24 protein-coding genes are annotated in these 24,704 nt (G+C 39.1%); 7 read left to right on the top strand and 17 right to left on the bottom strand.

Annotation, left to right across the window (positions count from 1 at the left end):
• Positions 1–34 precede the first annotated feature (34 nt).
• From dltD to IGK01_RS03725, 7 genes are all read right to left on the bottom strand, one after another.
• A complete protein-coding gene (gene dltD, locus IGK01_RS03755; RefSeq protein ID WP_023519278.1) occupies positions 35–1,300 on the bottom strand; it encodes a D-alanyl-lipoteichoic acid biosynthesis protein DltD in 1,266 nt (421 codons plus the stop codon).
• A gap of 2 nt (positions 1,301–1,302) precedes the next feature.
• Positions 1,303–1,536, bottom strand: a complete 234-nt coding sequence (dltC, locus tag IGK01_RS03750) for a D-alanine--poly(phosphoribitol) ligase subunit DltC (RefSeq protein ID WP_010736032.1) — start codon at positions 1,534–1,536, stop codon at positions 1,303–1,305.
• Positions 1,537–1,563: 27 nt separating this feature from the next.
• Entirely contained in the window at positions 1,564–2,769 is a 1,206-nt protein-coding gene (dltB, locus tag IGK01_RS03745; RefSeq protein WP_010736033.1) for a D-alanyl-lipoteichoic acid biosynthesis protein DltB, read from the bottom strand.
• The gene (gene dltA / locus IGK01_RS03740) at positions 2,769–4,268 is read right to left on the bottom strand and encodes a D-alanine--poly(phosphoribitol) ligase subunit DltA (protein ID WP_194179771.1); all 1,500 of its coding nucleotides are present in this window, start codon (positions 4,266–4,268) and stop codon (positions 2,769–2,771) included. Before dltA ends, dltB begins: the two co-directional genes overlap by 1 nt.
• A gap of 10 nt (positions 4,269–4,278) precedes the next feature.
• Entirely contained in the window at positions 4,279–4,428 is a 150-nt protein-coding gene (locus IGK01_RS03735) for a teichoic acid D-Ala incorporation-associated protein DltX (RefSeq protein WP_010736035.1), read from the bottom strand.
• A gap of 210 nt (positions 4,429–4,638) precedes the next feature.
• Positions 4,639–6,699, bottom strand: coding sequence for an ABC transporter permease (locus IGK01_RS03730; RefSeq protein ID WP_224434584.1), 2,061 nt, complete (start codon positions 6,697–6,699; stop codon positions 4,639–4,641).
• Complete coding sequence (locus IGK01_RS03725; protein WP_019723768.1) at positions 6,689–7,456, bottom strand: ABC transporter ATP-binding protein; 768 nt, start codon at positions 7,454–7,456, stop codon at positions 6,689–6,691. The genes IGK01_RS03730 and IGK01_RS03725 overlap by 11 nt, the downstream gene beginning before the upstream one ends.
• A gap of 323 nt (positions 7,457–7,779) precedes the next feature.
• On the opposite strand from IGK01_RS03725, the gene nrdD reads away from it, so the two are divergent.
• Complete coding sequence (gene nrdD, locus IGK01_RS03720) at positions 7,780–9,969, top strand: anaerobic ribonucleoside-triphosphate reductase (protein ID WP_019723769.1); 2,190 nt, start codon at positions 7,780–7,782, stop codon at positions 9,967–9,969.
• Between the two features lie 369 nt (positions 9,970–10,338).
• Positions 10,339–10,941 carry an anaerobic ribonucleoside-triphosphate reductase activating protein gene (gene nrdG, locus IGK01_RS03715; protein ID WP_010736040.1) on the top strand — a complete coding sequence of 201 codons (603 nt, stop codon included), beginning with the start codon at positions 10,339–10,341 and terminating at the stop codon, positions 10,939–10,941.
• Positions 10,942–11,043: 102 nt separating this feature from the next.
• Here the strand turns inward: nrdG and dinB are convergent, their stop codons facing one another.
• Positions 11,044–12,180 carry a DNA polymerase IV gene (gene dinB / locus IGK01_RS03710; protein WP_375152659.1) on the bottom strand — a complete coding sequence of 379 codons (1,137 nt, stop codon included), beginning with the start codon at positions 12,178–12,180 and terminating at the stop codon, positions 11,044–11,046.
• A gap of 474 nt (positions 12,181–12,654) precedes the next feature.
• Between dinB and IGK01_RS03705 the strand changes: the two genes are divergently transcribed.
• Positions 12,655–13,014 (top strand): hypothetical protein, encoded by a 360-nt coding sequence (locus tag IGK01_RS03705; RefSeq protein WP_034691329.1) that lies wholly within the window; start codon positions 12,655–12,657, stop codon positions 13,012–13,014.
• Between the two features lie 28 nt (positions 13,015–13,042).
• Complete coding sequence (locus IGK01_RS03700; RefSeq protein ID WP_153830327.1) at positions 13,043–13,591, top strand: hypothetical protein; 549 nt, start codon at positions 13,043–13,045, stop codon at positions 13,589–13,591.
• Positions 13,592–13,852: 261 nt separating this feature from the next.
• Here the strand turns inward: IGK01_RS03700 and rsmI are convergent, their stop codons facing one another.
• From rsmI to dnaX, 9 genes are all read right to left on the bottom strand, one after another.
• Complete coding sequence (rsmI, locus tag IGK01_RS03695; RefSeq protein ID WP_010736044.1) at positions 13,853–14,722, bottom strand: 16S rRNA (cytidine(1402)-2'-O)-methyltransferase; 870 nt, start codon at positions 14,720–14,722, stop codon at positions 13,853–13,855.
• 139 nt (positions 14,723–14,861) lie between these two features.
• Positions 14,862–15,209, bottom strand: coding sequence for a DNA replication initiation control protein YabA (locus IGK01_RS03690; RefSeq protein ID WP_010736045.1), 348 nt, complete (start codon positions 15,207–15,209; stop codon positions 14,862–14,864).
• Positions 15,202–16,026 (bottom strand): PSP1 domain-containing protein, encoded by an 825-nt coding sequence (locus tag IGK01_RS03685; RefSeq protein WP_010736046.1) that lies wholly within the window; start codon positions 16,024–16,026, stop codon positions 15,202–15,204. Before IGK01_RS03685 ends, IGK01_RS03690 begins: the two co-directional genes overlap by 8 nt.
• Positions 16,027–16,065: 39 nt before the next feature.
• Positions 16,066–17,004 (bottom strand): DNA polymerase III subunit delta', encoded by a 939-nt coding sequence (holB, locus tag IGK01_RS03680; RefSeq protein WP_010736047.1) that lies wholly within the window; start codon positions 17,002–17,004, stop codon positions 16,066–16,068.
• A gap of 8 nt (positions 17,005–17,012) precedes the next feature.
• A complete protein-coding gene (locus IGK01_RS03675) occupies positions 17,013–17,342 on the bottom strand; it encodes a cyclic-di-AMP receptor (protein ID WP_010736048.1) in 330 nt (109 codons plus the stop codon).
• Positions 17,339–18,001 carry a dTMP kinase gene (gene tmk, locus IGK01_RS03670; RefSeq protein WP_010736049.1) on the bottom strand — a complete coding sequence of 221 codons (663 nt, stop codon included), beginning with the start codon at positions 17,999–18,001 and terminating at the stop codon, positions 17,339–17,341. Before tmk ends, IGK01_RS03675 begins: the two co-directional genes overlap by 4 nt.
• Before the next feature lie 89 nt (positions 18,002–18,090).
• Positions 18,091–18,687: a recombination mediator RecR gene (gene recR, locus IGK01_RS03665; protein ID WP_019722633.1), complete on the bottom strand. Its 597-nt coding sequence runs from the start codon at positions 18,685–18,687 to the stop codon at positions 18,091–18,093.
• A gap of 23 nt (positions 18,688–18,710) precedes the next feature.
• Positions 18,711–19,022, bottom strand: a complete 312-nt coding sequence (locus IGK01_RS03660; protein WP_010736051.1) for a YbaB/EbfC family nucleoid-associated protein — start codon at positions 19,020–19,022, stop codon at positions 18,711–18,713.
• Positions 19,023–19,040: 18 nt separating this feature from the next.
• Positions 19,041–20,777 carry a DNA polymerase III subunit gamma/tau gene (gene dnaX / locus IGK01_RS03655; protein ID WP_438840503.1) on the bottom strand — a complete coding sequence of 579 codons (1,737 nt, stop codon included), beginning with the start codon at positions 20,775–20,777 and terminating at the stop codon, positions 19,041–19,043.
• Positions 20,778–21,241: 464 nt separating this feature from the next.
• On the opposite strand from dnaX, the gene IGK01_RS03650 reads away from it, so the two are divergent.
• The 3 genes from IGK01_RS03650 to IGK01_RS03640 are packed head-to-tail and all read left to right on the top strand — an operon-like array spanning position 21,242 to position 24,500.
• The gene (locus IGK01_RS03650; protein WP_010736053.1) at positions 21,242–22,489 is read left to right on the top strand and encodes an SPFH domain-containing protein; all 1,248 of its coding nucleotides are present in this window, start codon (positions 21,242–21,244) and stop codon (positions 22,487–22,489) included.
• Between the two features lie 17 nt (positions 22,490–22,506).
• Positions 22,507–23,700: a TFIIB-type zinc ribbon-containing protein gene (locus IGK01_RS03645; RefSeq protein WP_375152141.1), complete on the top strand. Its 1,194-nt coding sequence runs from the start codon at positions 22,507–22,509 to the stop codon at positions 23,698–23,700.
• Positions 23,697–24,500 (top strand): TPM domain-containing protein, encoded by an 804-nt coding sequence (locus tag IGK01_RS03640; protein WP_023519265.1) that lies wholly within the window; start codon positions 23,697–23,699, stop codon positions 24,498–24,500. The genes IGK01_RS03645 and IGK01_RS03640 overlap by 4 nt, the downstream gene beginning before the upstream one ends.
• Positions 24,501–24,704 lie beyond the last annotated feature (204 nt).

Below are 24,704 nucleotides of genomic sequence, written 5' to 3'. Positions count from 1 at the left end.
TCATTCGTCTTTTATTTTGGTTCCAATGTATCGTTTATTTTTCTGGTAGTGTATCTGGGGTTTGTAATTGCCAATCCTTACTATAGAAAGCATCATCCATTTGATAATGAGACATCGGTTGCTTCTCTTCTAGGAAAGGTTGGATATACTGATCTGCAGTCAACCAGCCTTGCCACCCAAGATGGATCGTATCTTCCATAAAGTAGGGAACATTAGCCATTTTGGTTAAATCTGCGATGTGTTGAAATCCTTGTTTCTTTAATTGATACCTGATTTTTTTAGCAAATCCTTGCAACATTTCTTGAGACAAACCGGTATAATCACTCCACTTTTCATTCACTGGCGGAAGAATGAATAATGCTTCAGTATGTTCATTTGCTAGTTGCTGCAATAATAATTGAAAATCAGAATATTCCTTTGAAAAACGATAATCCCAGTCTTTCTGTGAGTCTTTCAACTCAGCTAAATGGTGTTTGATTCGGGTATTGTAGAAATCATCTTTTAGAGCAAAAGGATTATTCTTAGTTTTACTAGCACCAATCTGCGTAGCGAGCTTATTTAGTTGTTCTTTTTCATAGCTAGTCGGTAATGGTTTAGTCGCTTGATCGATCTGTTTTTGTTTATCCGTCAAACCAATCCCACTAAATAATTCATCCTCACGCTTCAAGATGTTCCATTTATCTTCCAAGCCTGCTAATTCTTTATCATTGGGTTTGATTCCTTTTTGTACTGTACTTAAAATCCGCGTGATGTCTTCATCTTTCGAAACGATTGAAAAACTTAATAAACGTCGCGCGAAATAGCGATCTGAAGCAGTCACTTTTTTTATTGAAAACAGCCAATCCAATGTCTGTAACTCTGAATAGTGGGTACTGAAATAGTCTTCCTTCACCCCGTCTTTTACGAACCACTGAGGAGACACGATGACCACTACTTTTTTATTTCTGAGATCCTTACTAGCTGAGCGCATCATCATGAACTGGCTCAGCGATTGAGTCCCAGGGGCACCTAATAAAAATGGTTCGTAGCTCCGTTGATATTTCTGGGCTAAAACAGAAGGATGAAAGGGACTGATCCTACTCAATTCACTCGAACCAAGAAAAGGCACATACTTTTTTTCAGCAAAAGCTGTATTTTTGATTACATCCCCTCGTAAGACGTTGTCTGACATCGAACTGGCTGCTCTATGAATGATTTCTGGGTCAGCTACATTCACGCGATAGGATGAAGTGAAAAAAATCGCAATCAGTATAAACGCAAGTATCACTGGACCAAAAATCGCAAACAGCTTTTTCTTCATCATTATCCCTTCAATTCGTTGACTTGATCAATGATTTTGTTTGGTGTTGCCCATTCTTCCCGATCAAATTCTGATACAGGAACTTGTACATCAAGCTGTCCATCCAGCTCAACTAATAATTGAACAGATCCTAGTGAATCCAATAAACCTTCACCAAACAAATCGATTTCTTTATTTTCTTTCACTTCATCTGTACCTGTAATCTCTGCTAAAATCGTTAAAACTTGTTCTTCCATATCTATTCTCTCCTTTAAACTCGTCATTTATTTAAAAAATAGTTGATCTAAAAATCCTGAAAAAATCAATAAGCTAGCACATACTGCTTGAAACGTCATGAAAACAGAAAATGCGTGGGTCAAGCGATTGGAAGGAAGTTTTTTCTTCCGTTTTTTCTTATAGCGAATCCATGAATCTGTCACACAAATCAGCGTTGCATGATAGATACCATACAAAATGTAGTACCATGTCAAACCGTGCCAGACACCCATCAATAGAAACAATGCAAAGTATCCGATATTTGAAGTCACGATCTTACTCTTGAACCATTTTTTCTTCATCAAGAAGAACATCAACCGCATATACACGTAATCTCTGAACCAGAAGGACAAAGACATATGCCAACGATTCCAGAACTCTTTGATGTTCCAAGCTAAAAATGGTTTGTTGAAATTGATCGGGGTATCATAGCCCATCAAATAACTCGTACCAACTGCAAACAAACTATAGCCAGCAAAATCGAAAAAGAGATACAAACTATAGACATACATGTAACCCAATAGCCACCATGAGATTCCGCCATGAGCCAAGGCACCTTTTGATACGATGGGTAACAGTACCTGTCCGAGATAATGACCGATGATGAATTTGTATAAAAAACCCATAAACAAATGATGGACCCCTTTTTCCAACATTTCCAGATATTGTTCCTTTGTTGGTGGTTGGAGCTGATCTTTTTCAAATCTTCGATAACGATCGATTGGTCCTGAAGAAATGGTTGGAAAAAACAACAAGAACTGAATATAACGGTAAGGATGATAGGTTTTGATCATACCGTCTCTCATTTCCATGATCATTTGTACCGATTTGAATGTTAAATAGGAAATACCCAGAAAACTAAGCAGTGATCCCTTACCAGATGTTAGAAATGGTGTGACTTTCGTAATTGCTAAAGGTAAAATTGCTAGAACTACCGCTAGATAAAACCATACACTCTGATTTCTTTTTTTTCGATAAGTGAAATAACACCAAACAAGTATACTTTGCCAGACCACATAGCCAATCAAAGCAAGTCCTTGTTGCCAATACGTTCCTCCAAAGCTGATGAACAAGAAAAAGAAAGTTACAAGAACTTGATAAGTTCCTAAACGTTTCTGGAAAAATAGTAGAGAAAAAATGATTGGCGCTAACGCAAAACTCAGTAATAGAAAATAATACGGCTCCGCATAAGGAATCATATGTGGGAGACTCATCACCTATTCACCTCAGCTGTCAATGCTTTTCGATCAATTTTCCCATTGTTCGTTTGTGGCAATTGGTCAATAAACGCCACTTTTTGTGGGATCATATAGTCCATTAGAAAATCGGTCAACCTTTGTTTGATCGAACGTATCAACTGATAATTAGTATCCGGAATCGCTTGGTTCAGTACAACAAACGCCACTAATTGTTGGACTTTCGACCCTTGATATTTGGGAACAACGATTGCTTGATTGATTCGTTCATCTTTAAGCAACGCATGTTCAATATCACCTAATTCAATGCGGTAGCCATGTAATTTCACCTGTTGATCGATTCTTCCCTCAATAAAAAGCAATCCGTCCTCTGCTAAATATCCTGCATCTCCTGTTCGATAGTTTTGATGCCCAGTTACTTGAAAGAACACTTCCTTCGTTTTTTCAGGATTGTTCAAATAGCCTTTTGACACGCTAGGACCAGTAATCAAAATCTCGCCACGATCACTTGCGCCATTTTTCAAAATAGATACGGTCGTATCGGACTTGACATAGCCAATTGGTAATCGTTCATACGTAGCTAATACTTCTCTTGTGATCAATATACTAGAGATGGCTACTGTCGCTTCTGTCGGCCCATACGTGTTGAAAATTTTGGCTGAAGGAAACCGTTCGAGTAACGCTTGCGCCGTTTTCTTCGTCAATTCCTCGCCACAGAAAATGAACGTAGCCAGCTCTGGTAAATGCCCCTCGTCAAAAGATGCGTCCATCAAGCAAATATCGACAAACGAAGGAGTCGATACCCAGATGTCCAGTTTTAATTGTGGTAAAATAGCAAATAATTTTTGAAAATCTTGGACGTTTTCCTTGAATAAAGGCTTGATGATCCCACCAGAAACTAATGCTGGATACAAAGTAAACACAGATAAATCAAAAGAAAAAGGTGCTTGTGCTAAAAAAGCTTGTCCCTCTTTGATTGGAAAGTCGCGCAAGACCCAATCGACAAAGCTCACCAAGTTATCATGACTGATTTGCACGCCTTTGGGTTCTCCTGTGGTGCCCGAAGTAAAAATAAGATAAAAATTTTCATCACCTTTCACTACATGCTCAAATGGATAACCAACTATCGAGGCGATGATCGAGCGTAAACAATCTTTTTGGATGATTGGTATATCTGTCCCAATCTCCCAGTCACTTAAACTAATGATCATACTAGGTTGTGCGACACGTAAAATCGCTTCGATCCGCTCCTTCGGTGTTTGGGCATCAATCGGTAGATACGCATGTCCTGCTTTCACTGCGCCCAAGAATGATACCACCATCTCAAACTCTAGATTGCCGAACACGACGATTGGCCCCTTCGTAGTCAAACGCTTCTCTAAGTAATAGCCTAATGCATCTGAGGAGTGCTTCAGTTCTTGATATGTGTGTTGCTCCTCTGCTGTCTGATATGCGATTCTATCTGGGTTTGCTATTCCCCAAAAATCGATCGCAGCCACGATTCCTTTTTTCTTCATCGTTTCCCTCCTAGAATTCGTTATATATAAATGTTCCACCTTGAATATTTTTGTAATGATACAAATAAATGAGTAATAATAGTATCGTCGAATAAACAAGGGTTCGAAGCATAAAAGTTCGCCAATATCGAACCTGTGGTTGCTGCCACCATTGTTTCATCTCTTTTTCCTCCTATTTAGATCCTTAGTCAAATTCTACTCATTCTATCCACAAAAAAACATTTGTTTTACTAACAGAATGCGCTTTACAGCTAACAGTTTTGTCACTAACTAAAGAGAACAAAAAAAGAGCCGTACGAAAATAAATTCGTACAACTCGATTCTGTCCTTCGTTCAGCTAGAATAAGATCCCCTTTTTGCTCTATTTTTCTTATTCCTCAATGATCCGACAATATAAACGACTAGTCATAAAGTAAAAGAGTAGGTAAATGACGATCAATAAGCCACAGACAAAGTATGCCAACCAATAGTCTGCCCCTTCTACATATTGAGAAAACACATTGATGGCAAATACTGCATGAGTGATGCCCAAAATCATTGGTGGAAAAAACATCAACGCATTTTGTTTATAGATCATCCGATTTGTTTTGCGTTGAGCAATCCCTAATTTTGTTAGCAATTGATAATTGGTTCGTTCAATTTCAGCTTCGGATAATTGTCGCACCATCAAGATACTACCGGTTGCGATGATCACGATCATTCCAACAAAAAGGGCAACAAAGATATTGATCCCAATTTGGCGGTCGATGGCACGCAACCTAGGATAGCGCGCATTATAATTCAAACGTGATGTTTGTCCTGTCAATTTATTTTCTGAATATTCGTTTTCCTCTTCTTTAGAAGCATCTGTATGGATCGTCCCAACTATTCCTTGGTCAGTAATCTCATAACTATAATAAATCGTGTGTGTCCAATTAGTAGCTACTTCTTTATTTAATCGTTCGGTCATTTTTTCTTGATTACCGCCAGTCACATTCCAATTGATGATCTGATATTCTAATCCAGTGACACGGTCAAAGACTTCTTGAGCAACGACCAATGTCGGTCCATAATAGGTCATGCCCTCATCTCCTAAAAATCCAGGAAGAACCTGTTGGATCAAAAGTTCTTGTTTATCCGGCAGATAGATCTTTTTCCCATAACTGGAAAAATTACGAAACATCGTTTCTACTGAATCTAACATAATTGCATGGTCTTTCTCTGTAAGTTTGATGTTTGGCAGACTAGGTTTGATTTTGCGAAAGGCGCGGTATTCTTTTTCTGAAATCAAATTGACTGGCTTGATTTCATTGCCACCAGATACCGAACCGATACTCAGGTTATAATAGCTCCCTACTACTTTGTAATGAAAGACTAATTCGTCGCTGATTTTCTGATTCTCTTCTGTTAAGATCGGTCGCAGTTTATCTGCCGTTTGAGTATCTAATTGATAAGAAACAGGCGCATCAATTTCCTCACGATGAGCAATGAGCGTCGAGATTCCAATCATTCCGCCGATCATTGCCAAAGATAGGCCAATAACTAATGTGATCAACGAATTCATTCGCCAGCCTTTTAACAGATGGATTTGTGTATTCCCAATCAACAAAAAATTGGTTCCCCGGTACTTAAATCTCGATTCACTCAACAAATGGAGCAGTAATCGAAAAGAATAACGAAAGAACAGGTAGGTCCCTAATATGCAGACAAACAATATTGAAAAGGGAAAAGCAATCATCAATCCTAGATTGACTTTTTTTTCAAATAGCTGGCTAATTGTTTCTCTGAAGTTCAATGCAGCGAAATAGCTGCTAGAAATCATCAATACTCCGATCACGCCCAATAAACGATGCCTTGTGCGAATACGCAACATTGAACTTTCCACTTGTTCTCTTTCCCCAAAACTACGATTCATGGGATAACTCCAAATCTTCCATAGTGAATAAAGAGAAACTGCCGAAAGAATAACAAAAAATACCACAACGGTTTCAAAAATGGACGGGATAGAAATAAAAAAACGACTAGTAATGTCCATCTTCATCATTCGTACTAAAATCATTTGAAACAATTTTGAGAAAATACTTCCCAATAAAATCCCTAACAAACAAGCAAAAAAACCAATGGTCATCGTTTCCAACACATAGATTGATGAAATCTGGAATTTGCTGATTCCGAATAATTGATAGATCCCAATCTCTTTTTGTCTCCGATTGAGAAAAAAGCGATTAGCACTGAGTACGAAAAAGAGTAAGACAACAGTAATGATCCAACTACCAAGCTTTAAAATATTATCTATCGAAACATCTTGACTTGCCCTTCGAATCAGTGATTGGTCATAGGTCATCGCGCTAAATGAGTAATAGATCATCGTCGATAAGGTCAAACTGAAGAAATAGACAAGGTAGCCCCTTGATTGTTTTAAAAAACTTTTTGCGGCTAATTTATAAAGCATTGATTTTACCGCCTCCTCCAATCGTCGCCTGCATATCGATGACTTTTTCAAAGAATTCTTTTCTCGTCCCACGGCGGATCACTTCTGAAAAAATCACTCCATCTTTGATAAATAAAATACGGTTGCAATAACTAGCTGTATAAGGATCATGTGTCACTAATAAGATCGTTGATTTTTCAACTTCGTTCACTGTTTTTAAATAATTCAACAATTCTGTTGCTGATTTTGAATCCAATGATCCGGTTGGTTCGTCTGCGAAAATCACCTCTGGTTCTACTACTAAAGCTCTAGCTGCCGCAATGCGTTGTCTTTGTCCAACTGACATTTCATCAGGATAACGTTTTAGTAATTCTTCGATCCCCAAAAGCTGGGCAACATGTAAAACTCTTCGGTCCATTTCATCTTTCGCCATATTTTCAACAGCCAAAGGAAGTAAAATATTATCTTTACCATTCAATGTATCAATAAGATTGAACGTTTGAAAGATAAAGCCAATTTTTTTTCGTCTGAAATCACTCAATTCATGTTTTTTCATTTTTGTGATTTCATTTCCTTGGATCATCACACTACCCATCGTCGGTAGATTGATCGTTGATAAGATATTCATCAGAGTAGTCTTTCCCGCTCCACTCGGCCCCATGATCCCAATAAACTCTCCTTCTTCAACTGAAAAAGAAACATTGTCTAATACTTTGACCGGTGATTTACTACTTCCATAACTTTTACTTAAATGTTTTACTTCGATTATTTTACTCATGCTAGTCCTCCACCTTTATCCTTAATTGAATAGTAGCACATCCTTTCCTTTTTTTCCCTTTTGATTTTGTCACCTGATCACTCACGAAAATTATCCTGGAAATTTTTTTATTCAATTTTTTTATTCAAAAAAAAATAATTCGTATTTTTCAAAAGCTGATACTGCACGTTTTCACTTTTTTTCACAAGATAATATACACCATATATAGTATACTCATTCAATTATACAGCGATAAAACACTATATGTAGCAGATAATTAGTTGCTCCTTTCTTCAATTTGTTTTATGATAGACAAGAACTATTTTTTGTAGGAGCTGAAGAAAATGAAACGAACAGATCAAGAAATGGCTGTGCTAGAAAAACAGCCTGAAACCAAAAAAATGACTGTCATCAAACGCGATGGACGCGAGGTACCATTTGATGAACAGAAAATAAATGCCGCACTGATCAAAGCAGAAAAGAAAATTCACGGTTCCTTATCTCCTATTACGTACGAAAAGATCCAATCAATCGCAGAACTTGTGATCAAAGAAATCAAAGATCGCTTCGCAAATAACGTAAAAATCTATGAGATCCAAAACATCGTTGAACATATCTTGTTAGAAAAAAACGAATATGCCTTAGCAGAAGAATATATCCATTATCGAACAAAACGTGATTTTGCTCGTAGTAAAGCAACTGACATCAACTTTTCGATCGAGAAACTGATCAATAAAGACCAAAGTGTTGTCAATGAAAATGCGAACAAAGATAGTAATGTATTCAATACGCAGCGTGACTTGACTGCTGGCATCGTTGGGAAATCGATCGGATTGAAATTACTTCCACCGCATATTGCCAACGCCCATCAAAAAGGCGATATCCATTATCATGATCTCGATTACCATCCGTATACACCAATGACAAATTGCTGTTTGATCGACTTCAAAGGTATGTTGAACAACGGGTTTAAAATTGGAAATGCAGAAGTCGAATCACCAAAATCGATCCAAACAGCAACGGCACAGATTTCACAGATCATTGCCAATGTTGCATCTAGCCAATATGGCGGATGTTCTGCCGATCGCACAGATGAATTGCTTGCTCCTTTTGCACAATTAAATTACAAAAAACATTTAATTGATGCCAAAGAATGGATCGACACACCCGAACGGCAAGAAGCCTATGCAAAAGCAAAAACCAAAAAAGATATTTTTGATGCCATGCAAAGTTTGGAATATGAGATCAATACACTTTTCACTTCCAACGGACAAACGCCTTTTACTTCACTCGGCTTCGGTCTAGGTAAAAATTGGTTTGAACGAGAAATCCAAAAAGCGATTTTACAAATCCGAATCAATGGATTAGGCAGTGAGAAACGGACAGCGATCTTCCCAAAATTGATATTTACACTAAAAGACGGAATCAATCTTAAACCAACTGATCCAAACTATGACATCAAACAATTAGCCTTAGAATGTGCCACAAAAAGAATGTACCCAGATATTCTAAATTATGACAAGATCGTTGAATTGACAGGAAGCTTCAAAGTACCAATGGGCTGTCGCTCCTTCTTACAAGGTTGGAAAGACGAGAACGGTGAAGAAGTGAATGTCGGAAGAATGAATCTAGGTGTGGTTACGTTGAACTTGCCGCGGATCGCCTTAGAAGCAGACGGTGACCAAGAAAAATTCTGGCAATTACTTTCAGATCGCTTGTCGATCATGAAAGATGCCTTAGTTTATCGTGTCGAACGTTGTAAAGAAGCGATTCCAGCAAATGCACCGATCCTTTACATGTATGGTGCATTCGGTAAACGACTATCTCGTACAGATGCCGTAGATGAATTATTTAAAAATCGTCGAGCAACTGTTTCATTAGGCTACATCGGACTTTATGAAGTCGCTGCTTCTTTCTTTGGCGGTGAATGGGAAAATAATGCTGAAGCCAAAGACTTCACTCTAGATATCGTGAAAAAACTAAAAGCCAATGCAGACGCTTGGGGAAATGAATATGGCTATCACTTCAGCGTATATTCCACACCAAGTGAAAGCTTGACGGATCGTTTTTGCCGTTTAGATACAGAGAAATTCGGTATCGTTGAAAATATCACAGATAAGGAATATTACACTAACAGTTTCCACTATGATGTGCGTAAAAATCCAACGCCATTTGAAAAGCTTGAATTTGAAAAAGACTATCCAAAATACTGTTCTGGTGGCTTTATCCATTACTGTGAATACCCAGTGTTGCAACAAAACCCTAAAGCATTAGAAGCTGTTTGGGACTTTGCCTATGACAAAGTAGGCTATTTAGGAACCAATACACCGATCGATCATTGCTACCAATGTGGTTTTGAAGGAGATTTCCAACCAACTGAACGTGGCTTTGAATGCCCAGAATGCGGCAATCACGATCCAAAATCATGTGACGTAGTCAAACGAACATGCGGCTATCTAGGAAACCCACAAGCCCGCCCAATGGTCCACGGCAGACACAAAGAAATCTCATCACGCGTGAAACATATGAAGTAAGGTTGTGAAAGAAGCGTTTAGCACTGAGTAATAAGACAGAAAAATCAAAAATGGTTCTTTCATTTTAGATTTTTTTGACTTATTACCGAAGTGTTGCTTCTTGAACACCGTAAATGAGGTTGTGAGAAAAGCGTCCTGACCTGAGCAGTAAGATGGGAAATCAGAAAATAGCTTCTCATATTTTTTGATTTTTCAGCTTAGTGTTGAAGGTCAGCTTTTCGAACACCGTAAATGAGATTGTGAGAAAGTCGTTCAACTCCAAGTCATACGAGAGATAGCATCCCTTCCTCTGGCTATTTTCTTATGTCTCCTACGACCGTCAAGAATTTTTTATAACGGATACCATTTTATAATGAAAGAAGTTTTACTATGAGAAATCCTAAACCTAAAGAATGGCTGGCTCAAGATTATAGTCATGACTATATCGCCGATTATAAACCGTTCAACTTTGTGGATGGCGAAGGTGTTCGTAATAGCTTATATGTAAGTGGCTGTTTATTTGCCTGTGAAGGTTGTTTTAACAAAGCCGCTCAGAATTTCCGTTACGGCAAACCATTCACTCCAGAACTGGAAGAACAGATCATGGCTGATCTACGTAACGATTACGTCCAAGGATTGACACTCTTAGGTGGTGAACCTTTTTTGAATACGAATGTTTGCCTACGTGTAGTTGATCGAATCCGGCAAGAATTTGGTCACAGCAAAGACATCTGGTCTTGGACCGGTTATACCTTCGATGAATTATTACAAGATTCTGAAGATAAATTAGAACTGCTCTCGAAACTCGATATTCTTGTTGATGGCCGTTTTGAATGGTCAAAAAGAGATTTCAAATTACAATTTCGTGGAAGCAGCAATCAGCGTATCATTGACGTGCAACGATCGCTTGCTGAAAAACAAGTCGTCATCTGGGAAAAATGTACAGATGCTACGCAAACATATGAACAAATAAAAAAACAAGAACTGATTTAACTATACTCAGTTTTGATTGAACACAATAAAGAATGCTCCATCTAAAAGACCCAGACAGAAGTGAATTCCGCTTTTGTCTCAAAGTCTAAGATGGAGCATTCTTTATTCTATTTCTGGTTCTATCGCTTGCGTTTCCCACAAAGGTAACACAATATTCTCATAAGTCATCGGATCTAAATTCGTCAGTGTGATACCTAATAAACGAATCCCCTTCTCTATCCCTAAAATCTCTTCCCATATCAGACTAGCTTGATAAAACAGTGCTTCTTTTTTATAGACATATTCTGGTAATGTCACTCGCTTCGTTACTGTAGAATAATCGGTATAACGGATCTTCAAGACAACTGTTTTTCCATGTTTCTGAACACGCCGGAGAGAATCTTCCACTTTCTCAGCCAGCTGACGTAACTGACCAAGAACTTCTTCTTCTGTTCTTAGTGGTTGTCCATACGTATGCTCTTTCCCAACTGACTTACGCTCTCGGGTAACATTGACCGGCGAATCATGGATACCTCGTACTTTTCGATACAACGAATACCCCATTTTACCAAACTGTTGGATCAACATCATTTCAGTACATTGATACAGATCTTCTCCTGTAAAAATACCTAATTCATGCATTTTAGGAACAGTTTTCTTGCCGACACCATGAAATTTTTCGATTGGTAATGCTTTTAAGAAATCGACAGCTTCTTCGGGGGTGACGACCGTCATTCCTTTAGGTTTTTGAAAATCTGATGCAAGTTTCGCTAAAAATTTATTATAGCTGACACCAGCCGAACAAGTCAGATGCACCGTTTGCCAAATATCAAGTTGAATCATTCGGGCGATCTTAATCGCTGATTTACAATTGATTTTATTATTCGTGACATCTAAATAAGCTTCATCAATACTAACTGGTTCGACTAAGTCTGTATAGCGATAAAAAATCTCCCTGACTTCTTTTGATATCTCACTATATTTTTGGTGGTCTCCCGGTTTGAAAATCGCTTCTGGACAAAGTTCATAGGCTTTTTGGGCACTCATTGCTGAATGGATGCCGAACTTACGTGCTTCATAGTTAGCCGTCGTCACTACCCCACGCCCGCCAGTATCACTGGGATGTCTGGCGATCACTAAGGGTTTTCCACGAAGTTCAGGGTGATCTCGTTCTTCAACGGACGCGAAAAAAGCATCCATATCGATATGAATGATTTTTCTAGACGTATCATTATGTAAAGGAAACTGTAATTCCATCAGACTCACCCCACTATCATTATACACGAACTTTTGTTCCCTTTCAAGAAAAGATCTTTCCTTAAATCCTGTGAATACGCGCTGTCTTTTCTTTGGCACACGTCTCTATTTGTGCAAGTCTACTTATTCGTTTGGACATGCTCAATATTAAATAACAATTCTTATGATTTTAAAACATCATTATATTATGCTGTTATCTGTTTGTAAAAGACTGGCCAGTCTTAATTAAAATTAATGGAGAGTATCCATGTTAAATAACTTAAAAAATAACGTTAGCCCCGTTTTAGAAAAAGAGTTTTAAAAAATCAATCAGTTCAGAACTAAATTCTTAAAAAAAAATTTGACAAGAACTACTCCCGATAATACTCTACCATCCAATCATATTGTGAGTACTTCTGATATTTTTACTTTGACTCCTGATAGTGCAAAAAAAATTGTCAGCAAATCAAATGTCCTGATGTTCAGACTCTCAAACTATTGACTGGAACGCCAGATTTTCTATTTGAAAATGAGTTAACAACCGAAGATGAACGCTTCAAAGTACTACCAGATATCAATTTAAAAGAAAACCGTACAAGTCAAAATCTATGTACTGTTCTAAAAGCTTATGTATATGGTAATTCTAATGATGCTCAGGTGTACGAGGAAATGTTGAATCGCTTTATCTTCCCTATGACTCTCCAGCATTATGGCAGCAAGGAGCAAAATCTCACAATCAAAGAAAACACTAGTTTTGTGATTGATTCTGGCGATACGGTCTCCCTTTCTTTTAAGTCGGTGACATTAGAAAAGAACGCTAGTCTCGTTTGTGCACACACATGTCCACTTTCAAACTGAACAGATGACTCAATTGGAGCATACTTCCTTGAATAATGGAATTGTCGTCATTGGGACACATGGAGGAAATGGCGGGAATGGCGGGAATGGAGCAGCTGGAGCAAACGGCGGAAACGGTGGTTCCGATATTAATAAAAAATTGGGTGGAAATGGGACTGAGGGTGCAGATGGCTCTCCCGGAACAGAGGGTGGCAACTCATCTGAATGTAAGTTTTATATCAAAAAACTTACAGGAGATACTCCTTTTGGCAGCTATGGTGGGAATGGTGGAAATGGTGACAGTGGCGGAGACGGCGAAGCCTCAAAGAGCTGCACGGATGGCGGAAACGGTGGAAACGGAGCAAATATAGTTATCTATATAGAGGAAGGAGTGGAATATATTCTTACAGGTACACATGACGTTTCACCTGGACAAGGTGGAAAAGGCGGTGCTGCTGGAAAAGGCGGGTCTAAGAAAAGTGATGGCAAGCCGGGCTCACCGGGAACAAGTGGCAGTGCTGGAAAAAGTGGTAGCGCTGGGCAAGCCGGACAAAGCGAGAATATCTCTATTTTACCTTATCGTGATCCTGTAGATTAATCCGGTTAACCCTTCTTATATCACTTAGATGCAATCAAACGAACAAGCTGTCGAAATAATTTCTGCATCAAAAAAGAGTGGAATCATCGCAGTAAACTAAATAGCTGTATTGTTCCCTTCTACTCTTTTCAAAATACGAAAACTATAATTTAAGAAATGATTCATCAATAATAAGCGGAGAGACGAAAATCTAAACCTGATTTCCGTCTCTCCGCTTCATTTATCTAGAATAGTTGATGTAGCTTGTTCTTCTTATTTCGTTTAATTATCCAATTCATGGAACTGACGATAAACTTCTTGTTTCTTGATTCCGTTTTTGACTGCAATCGTTTTGATTGCCGCATTCGGTTTTTCTCCTTGATCGATCAATTGTTGTACTTGTTCTTTCAAGCTACCTTGAAGCTGTTCAGTTGGAACTATTTCCTCGTTGCTTCCCTCAACAAGTAAACAGCATTCTCCCTTGATCGGCTGTTTTTCTAAATAACCAAGTAATTCTTCGATGTCTCCGCGTAGGTATTCTTCATGGATCTTCGTCAATTCTCGACAAAGCACCACTTGACGATTGCCGAACACTTCCAACATGTTAGTCAACGTTGCGGCTACGCGATAAGGTGATTCGTAAAAAATCAATGTTGCTTTCTGTGCGACAAGAGATGCTAGTATGTCCTGTTGTTCCTTTTTCTTTCTAGGTAAGAAACCATAGAATAAAAATGGTTGCGGAACAAGCCCAGAGGCAATCAATGCGGTTATACCCGCTGTAGGACCTGGCAATGCTACAACTGGGATATCTTCTTTGATACAAGCAACAACAAGCTCATGTCCAGGATCACTGATAGATGGCATGCCCGCATCGCTTACTTGTGCTATCGTTTTTCCTTCTTTTAGCCAGTCGATCAATTGAGGAATACGTTCTTTATAATTATGTTCGTGCAAACTTTTTTGGGGAGTTTGGATCTCGAAATGATTCAATAGCTTTTGTGTATTGCGTGTATCCTCACTCGCGATCAAATCCGCTTCTTGTAATGTCCGCACACTGCGAACAGTCATATCCTCCAAGTTTCCGATCGGTGTTGGAACGAGGTAAAGTGTGCCAAACACGTGATTTCCTTTAAAGCTCTTTTGGTTATACATATGATTCTCCTTATCAAACAGAGTAAAGGAAGCTACTCTAATTAAAAAATTTATCCTGGTAGTTCAACGACGAATACCGCAAAACAAGAATGCTTTGCGGTATTCATTGACTGTGATAGAAGCCACTAGATCCTTTGATTTAGCGTCCACTTTCACGATAGATCACTTCTAAACAGAACGCACAAGGTTCATCATTTTCACGTCTTGAACCATACAAATCATAACAAACATGAAATCCTTCTTCGTAAATCTTTTCAAGATTCATTCGGGATTTTGATAGTTCTTGTTTGGCATTTTCAGCTGGAGCTTGCGCCACTTGGTTCAATTCACGAAGATGTTCACGTAATCGTTGATTTTCCATCTCTAAGGTGGTATTTTTCTCAACGATCTCATGCAGTGCATGTTTCATCTCTACTAATTCAGTCAATGTATTTCGTAACTCTGACTCCAATTGGTTCAACCCATCATATAATGATCTCTTATCCATTCATCTCACCTACTTGGATGAAATTTTTTAGTTCATCCCATTCATATTCAACAGGATTCTCCCGTCCGTTCAGTCGCACACTAACTAAGCAACTAAGCAGGTTCAATCCTACGACTTTCCCTTTACCATCAGGAGTTTCAAGTGTTTTCCCAAAGTCAGGGAGTTCTTTTTTTGCGGCTTCATATGCTTCACTTTCATATTGTAGACAGCACATCAAGCGACCGCACAAGCCAGAAATTTTAGTTGGGTTCAGTGATAATCCTTGTTCTTTTGCCATTTTGATCGAAACAGGGACAAAATCTCCTAAGAAAGAAGAACAGCAGAGTGGTCGCCCACAAGGCCCGATACTTCCGATCATCTTCGCCTCATCCCGAACACCGATTTGTTTCAATTCGATCCTTGTACGAAAAACGGCCGCCAAATCTTTCACTAATTCACGAAAATCAATACGTCCATCTGCCGCAAAATAAAAAGTCAATTTGCTTCGATCAAAAGTATATTCAACTTGGACGATCTTCATTTCTAGTTTTCTCTCTCTAATTTTTTCTTTCGCAATCAAAAAAGCTTTTTTTGCATCTTCTTCATTTTTGTTGCATTTTTTTAGCTCAGCAGTTGTTGCTTTATGCAAAATGGGATTGATGGTTTCAGGTAAATCTTCCAGATCAATATCTCTTTTGGGAATAGCAACCGTTGCGATATGTAAAGTTTGCTGAGACTCGACTAACACTTTATCATTGTATGCATATTCTGAATCTCCGGGTGTAAAATAATAGACATGACCAGCATCTCTATAACGGACACCTACTACTTCTACCATTTGTGGCCTCCTTGATTACGCAAAATATAAATTGACAAATCAAAAAATCGTTTGTAATACAAATTGCTCAGCAACGGCTTGAAAACTCACATTGCTACGCAGTTTTTGTTCTGCTAACAAAATACGTTCAATCGTTTGATTCAGCCGTTTGACTTTACCATACTCCCCAGATGTTATCGCCTGTTTTTGAGCTTCCTGATAATAATACATTAAAATTGAAAAACCAGTAAATTGTTGTTTTTTTTCTTTAAATACTTTCACCAATCGTTTTTGGACATAGATAAAGGCTTGTGTATCTCTTTTATCTAAGTAGACAAACCATTGATAAATCAAGTCCTTAGCCTCATTAAACCATTCATCTTCTGAGATTTCAACTGCTTTTCCTAAACTGTTTGTCAAGAATGACAAAAGTTTTGCTTTTTCCGCAGAAATTTGCTGATCTTGTAATTTTTGAATCAATGAATCCTTTGACAATTCTTGGAAATGCAAGGTTTGACAACGAGATTGGATCGTAGGTAAGATCCGACCAATGGCTTCCGTTTCTAAAATCGCTAGAAAATCACCAGGTGGTTCTTCTAAAAATTTCAATAGACTATTGGCCGCACTCGCGTTCATTTTTTCTGCTTCCTGGATCAAGAATACTTTTTTCCTTGATTCATATCCACTACGACTAAACTCTGTCTGTAAGCGCCGGATCTGATCGACCTTGATCGACTGACCATCGGGTGCAAGAACGAGTACATCCGGATGTTCTTGATTTTTGATCCGTTGACAATTATTGCATCTGCCACAAGGTTGTTGGTTGTTCATATTCGTACAATATAAATGTTGTGCTAACCAAATGCCTACCTCATGCTTTCCTGTACCTTTTTCACCTTCAAAAAGATAAGCATGAGCGAGACGCCCATGCTCAAAACTTCGTTGAAGTTGTTGATACACGAGAGGTTGCATTTGCGCAAGTATGTTTTCTTGAGCCATAGTTCCTCCTAGAAATGGTGGAATCCTTCAACTGGTAAGACAAAGACTGTTGCTCCGCCCACTTCTACTTCTACAGGATAAGGAACGCCACCGTCCATTGAAATATCTAACGTTACTGGAGTAGAAACAAATTGTTTTCTTGACTCACATGTTTTTTTGATGATCTCTAATGCTTCTTCGACACGATCGTCCTCAATACCAACGATAAATGTGCTGTTTCCCGCTTTAAGGAAACCACCAGTAGAAGATAATTTAGTCGCACGAATGTTTGCATCGATCAATTCATTGGACAAACGGTTGCTATCTTTATCTTGAATGATTGCTAAAATGATTTTCATTTACGTTCACCTTCCTGACTTTCAAAATATTGTGGAAATTGGTTGATAATTGCGTGGTAACTCAATTGTAACACTTCTTCAAAACTATTTCTTGCATCGATCTTATGGATGCGGTCTGGATGCTCCTCTACCAATTTCAAATAGGCATGACGGACACGCTGGTGGAACTCTAATCCCTCTGAATCTAAGCGATCGATTTGATTCTGCCGATTTTTAGCGATGCGACGTAATCCTGTGTCAGAATCCACATCAAGATAAAGAGTAAAATCAGGAGTCGTTCCTTCTGTAGCAAATTCATTCAGTTCAGCAATCTCGTTTACGCCGATCCGACGACCCGCACCTTGGTAGGCTAACGAACTATCGACAAAACGATCACACAAAACGATTTTCCCACTCGAAAGTGCAGGTAAAACTTTTTCGACCAAGTGCTGTCTTCGAGCAGCTGCGTATAATAAACTTTCTGTTCGCTCGTCCATGCGATCATTTTTGGGATCAAGAATCACTGCACGAATCTGTTCAGCAATTGGTATCCCACCTGGTTCCCGAGTTTGAATGATCTCTGTTTTTGCTACTTGTTGTAAAAGAGGATATAGTTCTTTGATGATACTCGTTTTACCTGCACCATCAGGTCCCTCGATCGTAATAAATAAGCCGTTCACACTTGTTCCTCCATCTCTTCTCTTGCTTTTCTATTGTATCTGAAAATCTTTGTTGATCAAACTAGCGCGATCTGACTCGTAGAAAAAAATCATAGTTCACGTCTGCCTTCGACCGCTTTCATTAAAGTCACTTCGTCTGCATATTCGATATCGGAACCAACAGATAAGCCATGAGCTAACCGTGTGACTTTGATACCAGCAGGCTTGATCAATCGTGAAAGGTAGATTGCTGTTGCTTCTCCTTCAGTGGTCGCATTCGTTGCGATGATCACTTCTTGGACCTCTGCATCATGCAAACGTTGTAAGAGAGGAGGAATATTGATATCTTCTGGACCCGTACCTTCCATTGGTGACAATACACCATGTAGCACATGGTACAAGCCACGATACTCACGCATCTTCTCCATCGCCATGACATCTTTTGGTTCTTCAACGACTAAAATGATGCCACGATCTCTCGATGGATCTTTACAGATCTCACAAGGATCTTCTTCTGTGATATTTCCGCAAATACTACAAAAATGTAGATCGCGTTTGACGCTCAATAAAGCTTTGGCAAATTCATTGACCACTTCATCTTTCATATCGATCGTATAAAAAGCCAGTCTTGTCGCTGTTTTTTGACCAATACCTGGAAGTCTCATATAACTGTCGATCAGTTTGGCAATTGGTTCTGGATATTGCATGTTCATTTCCCCTTCAGGAAAATTTAAAAGGGTAAGCCCTTAGTGTATTTTCCCATTGTTTTTTCTGATTCTGTATCGATTTTTTCTAATACGTCATTTACAGCCATCACAATCAAATCTTGTAGCATTTCTGTATCTTCTGGGTCAACTACTTCATCATTGATCTGGATATCTTTCATTCGACGATTACCAGTAAAGACGACTTTGACTAGATCATTCGTAGAACTACCAGTAAATTCTGTTTCATTTAGTTTTTCTTGGGCTTCGCCCATTTCTTTTTGCATTTTTTGGACTTGCTTCATCATCCCTTGCATATTTCCCATTCCGCGCATCATTAATATCGCTCTCCTTTTCTAATCATCGATTACTGTGACTGCTGAACCGAAAAGTTCTTCAGCTTTCGTCACTACATTTTCTTGGTTTGTTTGTTCTTGAGGAAGCAATTCGATCTCGTCTGATTCATCATCAGACGCAAACGATTCTTCTGCTTCTCCATCCTTTGCTTGGACGAGATAATTTTTTCTTAGACCAGGCCAACTTTCCCGTGTGATATAGACAGGCTCTGGCGCATAATCTTTGATCATGCGACTAAGTTGGTTGTGGATCGCTAATTGAAGCTCTTCGTCATTAGCTGCGCGCTGACAGACGATTTCATAATCAAAAGCAATCACTAGTCCATTAGGTCCTGCCGCAACTGGTTCACTTGCTTTGAGCATCGCTCTCTGGGTCACTGACAAACTCATCAAAAGATCATCCCAGACTTCTTTTACTTCATTCAAGTGTTTCCTTGTCGCCTCTTTTAGTACATTATACACCCGTTCCGTAGGAATACGGTATGTACTTGGCTGTTTTTTCTGAACAGGTGATTGCGGCGTTTGCTGATTCGCAGTGACTTTCACCGTGCCATTTTTGATTTCTTTGATTTCCTTTTTCAGCTCTTGGATCTCTTGTTGCAATTGTTTTACTTGTTGCTGATCGATTTCACTAGGCACTTGCTGACTTTCATTTGCTGAAGATTGAGCTAGTTTCACTGTCGCAACCTCTAAATAAATAGTGGCACTATTTGTAAAACGCACCTCATTTTGTGTATCGCTCAAAATTTGGATCATTTGAAACAAGCGTTGTGCCGGGATTTCTTTCGCCAATGTCGTGAATGTTTCTGTTTTGACATGTGAGGTTTCCTCTAATAGATTTGGTGCTTGCTGAAACATCAATAGATCACGGCAATAAGACAACAGATCTTCTAAAAAGCGCCGTGATTCTTTTCCTGCCGCTAAAATTTGATTCAATGCTTGTAAGGCTTGTGGGATCTCTTTGCTAAAACAAGCGGATAGATACGCATCCATCATCTCATTCGTCAAACTCCCCGTGACTTGCATTGCATCATCCAACGTGATCGTGCCATCACTGAAAGAAATCGCTTGGTCAAGAATACTTAACGCATCTCGCATCCCACCTTCTGCTGCTCGTGCGATGACTGTCAACGCAGGCGCTTCGTAAGCAATCTCTGTTTGATCCAAGATATATTCTAAATGTTCGGTAATATCTGCTGCATTGATCCGTTTGAAATCAAAACGTTGTGTTCGAGAGATGATCGTTGCAGGGATTTTGTGCGGTTCAGTGGTTGCTAAAATAAAAATAACACTTTCTTTTGGTTCTTCCAGTGTTTTCAGTAAAGCATTGAACGCTCCAGTCGAAAGCATGTGGACTTCATCAATGATATAAATTTTGTAAGCGGCTTTTGTTGGTGCATAATTTGCTCGATCTCTGATGAAACGGATCTCCTCGACACCATTGTTACTTGCCGCATCGATTTCAATGACATCTTCTTGTGTCCCAGTCGTGATCGACTGACACATCTCACAATGATTACAAGGTTCACCATCTTTGCTGTTTGGGCAATTGATCGCCTTGGCAAATATTTTTGCCGCACTTGTTTTCCCTGTCCCTCTTGGTCCTGTAAACAAATAGGCATGTGAGGTTTTATGGGAAACAATCGCATTTTTCAATGTTTGTGTCACAGCTTTTTGTCCAACGATATCCTCAAATCGCTGTGAACGCCACACACGATAAAGTGCTTGATATGCCATAAGGATCCCCCTTCTTTTGAAAAATTCACTAACTTTTATTATACGTGATTTAGCCAAAAAAAACTACTATACTTTATTCGGTTGTAACAGAAGTGAGCAACACTTAGAAATAAGCCTTAACATTCAAAAAAGCTGCTCGTATTTTGGGATGTTTCGGCTAAATACCAATTTCGAACATCGTTTGTCTAGGTTGTGAAAGAAACCTTAAACTCTAGACTATTAGACAGAAACAGCAAAAATAGCTATTTCATCGTTGATTTTTTGAGCTGTGTCCAAAGAGTTGCGCCTTGAACAGTATTTATCCAGATTCTGAAAAAAAGTTCAGTTCTAAAACGTATGGCTGAATGTGGGAAATAGCTGCTCTGGTTTTCTACATCTTTCGACTGAGAGCATTTTCAGTCTCCTATGGTATAATACAAACATATACGTAGTAAAAAAATACTTGCTCACAGGGAGGACTTTTTATGGGACTTATTAAAGCAGCAACTAGCATGATCGGCGGCGGATTAGCAGATCAATGGATCGAAGTCATTGAACCAGACAATATGAGCGACACCACAGTCATGACAAAAGGTGTCAAGGTACGTAAAGACGATAAAAGAGGATCCAATCGAAAAGGTACAGAAGATGTATTGACAGATGGCACAGTCGTTCATGTCTATCCGAACATGATGATGCTTTTGGTAGATGGTGGAAAAATCATCGATTACACAGCTGAAGAAGGCTATTATACGATCAAAAACGATGCTGCCCCTTCCATGTTCAATGGTTCATTGAAAGGTGCAATCGCTGAAACCTTTGACCGCTTTAAATTTGGTGGCGTAACTCCACAAAAACAACAAGTATTCTATATCAATCTACAAGAGATCAAAGGAATCAAATTTGGCACAAGCGCGCCATTAAATTACTTTGATAATTTCTATAATGCAGAATTATTCTTACGTGCGCATGGAACGTACTCTATCCATATCACCGATCCAATATTATTCTATACAAATGCAATTCCTAAAAATAAGACGCAAGTTGAAATTGCAGATATCAATGAACAATATTTAGCAGAATTCTTGACTGCTCTTCAATCAGCGATCAACCAAATGTCTGCTGATGGGCAACGTATTTCCTATGTCCCATCAAAAAGTTTAGAACTAAGCAAATATATGGGCACAGCGTTAGACGATTCCTGGCGTGAGCTTCGTGGGATGGAGATTGTTTCTGTCGCAGTTGCTAGCATCTCTTACACAGATGATTCGGTCAAACTCATCAACATGCGTAATGAAGGTGCCATGTTAGGTGATCCTAGTGTCCGTGAGGGCTATGTGCAAGGTTCGATTGCTCGTGGGATGGAAGCTGCAGGTAAAAATGATGCCGGTGCGATGACTGGCTTTATGGGTATGGGAATGGGCATGAATGCCAATGGCTCCTACTTAGCTCAGTCCGCACAAAATAATCAAGAACAAATCAAGCAACAACAAGAAAAACAAAACCAACAAACAGCTCAAGGTACTAACGATACATGGACTTGCCCTGTCTGTGGTACCGAAAACACCGGGAAATTCTGTTCAAACTGTGGTGCTGCAAAACCAGTGGCAAATAGCCAACCAAAGCTTGAAATGAAATGTAGCGAATGTCATGAAGTAGTGGATCTTTCAAATGGAATTCCTAAGTTTTGTCCAAATTGTGGAAAACCATTCAAAGGTATCCCACTCGACTAGTTGAAAGGGGTGCCTGAATGGATGCTTTAACACATAAATGCCCCAATTGTGGCGGACCATTGACCTTCGATCCAAAAGATCAAAAATTTCATTGCGACTATTGCCTAAATATTTATACAGAAGCAGAAGTCAGTCAATATGAAGAGGAACAAAAAGCGGCCCGCGACATTAATGGGACTCAAGATCAACCAGTTGCAACGGATGAGTTCACCTTTACAGCAGAAGAACAGCTCGATCAAATGGATGAAACAGAACGTCAAGCATTTGCCGATGCTGGTGGAATGACTGATACAGAGGCAACAGCTGAACAGACGGCTACTGACGAACAAAGCAACATGGAACTATTTTTATGTCCAAACTGCGGTGCAGAAATCGTCACAGAAGCCACTACAGCTGCTACCTATTGTTACTACTGTCATAATCCAGTCGTGCTATCCGGACGACTAAGTGGTGACTTCTTACCAAATAAAGTTCTGCCTTTTGCTGTAGAAAAAGAAGAAGCAATTAAACAGTTTCTCGCATGGACGAAGAAAAAATGGTTTGTACCAAAAGCATTTTTCAATCAGGAGCAAATCGACAAATTAACTGGCGTTTATTTCCCATATTGGGCAACCGACGCTGAACTAGATGGTTCTTTACAAGCCAACGGGACAGTTGTCAGAATCTGGCGTGTCGGTGATATCGAGTATACCGAAACAAAACAATATGCCGTACACCGTGAAGGAAAGCTTTTCTTCAAAGAATTAGTAAAAAATGCTTTGTCAAAAAATACTCAACAAAAAATGGTGGAAGCTGTCCAACCATTTCCTTTAGCTAAAGCTATCGGATTCAAAAGTCAATATCTCGCTGGATTCCAAGCAGAGAAACGTGACATTGAGTACCAAGCAATCAAAGCAGATATCCAAAATGAGTTACGTGACTATTCCGAAAAATTGTTGCGAGATACAGCCAATGGCTATACTACTTTGACCGGAGTACGTGCTTCTGCAGAAATCACTGGCGAAAAAAATGAATATGTCTTGTTACCGGTCTGGCTTGTTACTTACCGTAGCAACGATTCTAACAAGAAAGTCTATTATTATGCAATGAATGGCCAAACGGGTAAAGTTAGCGGTGTATTACCGATCAGTCATAAAAAACTCGCTTTGACCTCTTTCGGGATATTCACTGTTTTAGCGATCCTCTTTATGATTGGAGGCTATTTGATATGATGAGTAAAAAAAGTCTCTCCATTTTCTTTTTATTAGCCATTAGTTTACTGTGGACACCGATCGTAGGAGCCGCTACCCCAACAATCAATGACGAGGCGAATTTATTTACAAGCGAACAAGTCAACACACTGAGCCAACAAGCGAAAGAAATCAATGACAAGATCAAAGGACAAGTATTTATTGTCACGACTACCTCAAATACTGCAGAACCTAGAGACTTCGCTGACAACTATTTAAAAACCGCAATAGGAAATGATCAAAATGGTTCTGTTTTACTTTTAGATATGGGGCAACGAGAAATCTATATCTCCACTTCTGGAAATATGATTGACTATTTGACGGATCGCCGGATCGATTCGATTTTAGATGATGTCTATGATCAGATGACGAATGCAAACTATTATGCAGCAGCCCAAGCCTATTTGACCAAAGCTTCTACTTATGTAGATGAAGGAGTGCCTGGCGGTCATTATCGTATAGATGAAGCCACAGGTAAAATCACTCGGTATAAAGTTTTGACTACCGTCGAAATAGTGATTGCGGTGGCTTTGGCAGCTATCTTAAGCATCGCTTTTTATATGATCACCGCCTCACGATACCAATTGAAATCCGGGACATATAAATACCCATTTCGTGAAAAGGCAAGTATCAAATTGACGGACAAAACAGATCGTTTAACGAACTCCTTTGTCACGACTCGTCGTATCCCTAAAGCGCCACCCCCAGGAAGCGGTGGTGGTGGCAGCACGACTCATTCGAGTGGTGGCGGTACCTTTGGCGGCGGCGGCCGAAGTTTTTAATTAAACGAAAACAGAACACAAACCAAAACATGGATCAGATTATGAGGGACTCCCTCTATCTGATCCATATTATTTGATTCTTTCATCAAATACTTACACACTTGTCCATACTTCATAGGTATAGAAATAAAATTACGTTAGATAGATAAATATATTGATTTTTAATTTCATAAATGTATACTTGATTTATGAAAGCGTTTCAAA

Source organism: Enterococcus sp. AZ080 (assembly GCF_051714945.1).
GTDB lineage: Bacteria > Bacillota > Bacilli > Lactobacillales > Enterococcaceae > Enterococcus_B > Enterococcus_B pernyi.
This window is presented reverse-complemented; position numbering and strand designations above follow the sequence as displayed.

Excerpts from the sequence above, each read along its gene's own strand:
- rsmI (WP_010736044.1), bottom strand. The coding sequence starts at position 14,722 with ATGTATAACCAAAAGAGCTTTAAAGGAAATCACGTGTTTGGCACACTT.
- nrdD (WP_019723769.1), top strand. The coding sequence starts at position 7,780 with ATGAAACGAACAGATCAAGAAATGGCTGTGCTAGAAAAACAGCCTGAA.
- dltA (WP_194179771.1), bottom strand. The coding sequence starts at position 4,268 with ATGAAGAAAAAAGGAATCGTGGCTGCGATCGATTTTTGGGGAATAGCA.
- IGK01_RS03685 (WP_010736046.1), bottom strand. The coding sequence starts at position 16,026 with ATGGTAGAAGTAGTAGGTGTCCGTTATAGAGATGCTGGTCATGTCTAT.
- dltD (WP_023519278.1), bottom strand. The coding sequence starts at position 1,300 with ATGAAGAAAAAGCTGTTTGCGATTTTTGGTCCAGTGATACTTGCGTTT.
- IGK01_RS03640 (WP_023519265.1), top strand. The coding sequence starts at position 23,697 with ATGATGAGTAAAAAAAGTCTCTCCATTTTCTTTTTATTAGCCATTAGT.
- holB (WP_010736047.1), bottom strand. The coding sequence starts at position 17,004 with ATGGCTCAAGAAAACATACTTGCGCAAATGCAACCTCTCGTGTATCAA.
- IGK01_RS03660 (WP_010736051.1), bottom strand. The coding sequence starts at position 19,022 with ATGATGCGCGGAATGGGAAATATGCAAGGGATGATGAAGCAAGTCCAA.
- dltB (WP_010736033.1), bottom strand. The coding sequence starts at position 2,769 with ATGAGTCTCCCACATATGATTCCTTATGCGGAGCCGTATTATTTTCTA.
- IGK01_RS03675 (WP_010736048.1), bottom strand. The coding sequence starts at position 17,342 with ATGAAAATCATTTTAGCAATCATTCAAGATAAAGATAGCAACCGTTTG.
- IGK01_RS03650 (WP_010736053.1), top strand. The coding sequence starts at position 21,242 with ATGGGACTTATTAAAGCAGCAACTAGCATGATCGGCGGCGGATTAGCA.
- IGK01_RS03735 (WP_010736035.1), bottom strand. The coding sequence starts at position 4,428 with ATGAAACAATGGTGGCAGCAACCACAGGTTCGATATTGGCGAACTTTT.
- IGK01_RS03645 (WP_375152141.1), top strand. The coding sequence starts at position 22,507 with ATGGATGCTTTAACACATAAATGCCCCAATTGTGGCGGACCATTGACC.
- IGK01_RS03725 (WP_019723768.1), bottom strand. The coding sequence starts at position 7,456 with ATGAGTAAAATAATCGAAGTAAAACATTTAAGTAAAAGTTATGGAAGT.
- dnaX (WP_438840503.1), bottom strand. The coding sequence starts at position 20,777 with ATGGCATATCAAGCACTTTATCGTGTGTGGCGTTCACAGCGATTTGAG.
- nrdG (WP_010736040.1), top strand. The coding sequence starts at position 10,339 with ATGAGAAATCCTAAACCTAAAGAATGGCTGGCTCAAGATTATAGTCAT.
- IGK01_RS03730 (WP_224434584.1), bottom strand. The coding sequence starts at position 6,699 with ATGCTTTATAAATTAGCCGCAAAAAGTTTTTTAAAACAATCAAGGGGC.
- dltC (WP_010736032.1), bottom strand. The coding sequence starts at position 1,536 with ATGGAAGAACAAGTTTTAACGATTTTAGCAGAGATTACAGGTACAGAT.
- IGK01_RS03690 (WP_010736045.1), bottom strand. The coding sequence starts at position 15,209 with ATGGATAAGAGATCATTATATGATGGGTTGAACCAATTGGAGTCAGAG.
- recR (WP_019722633.1), bottom strand. The coding sequence starts at position 18,687 with ATGCAATATCCAGAACCAATTGCCAAACTGATCGACAGTTATATGAGA.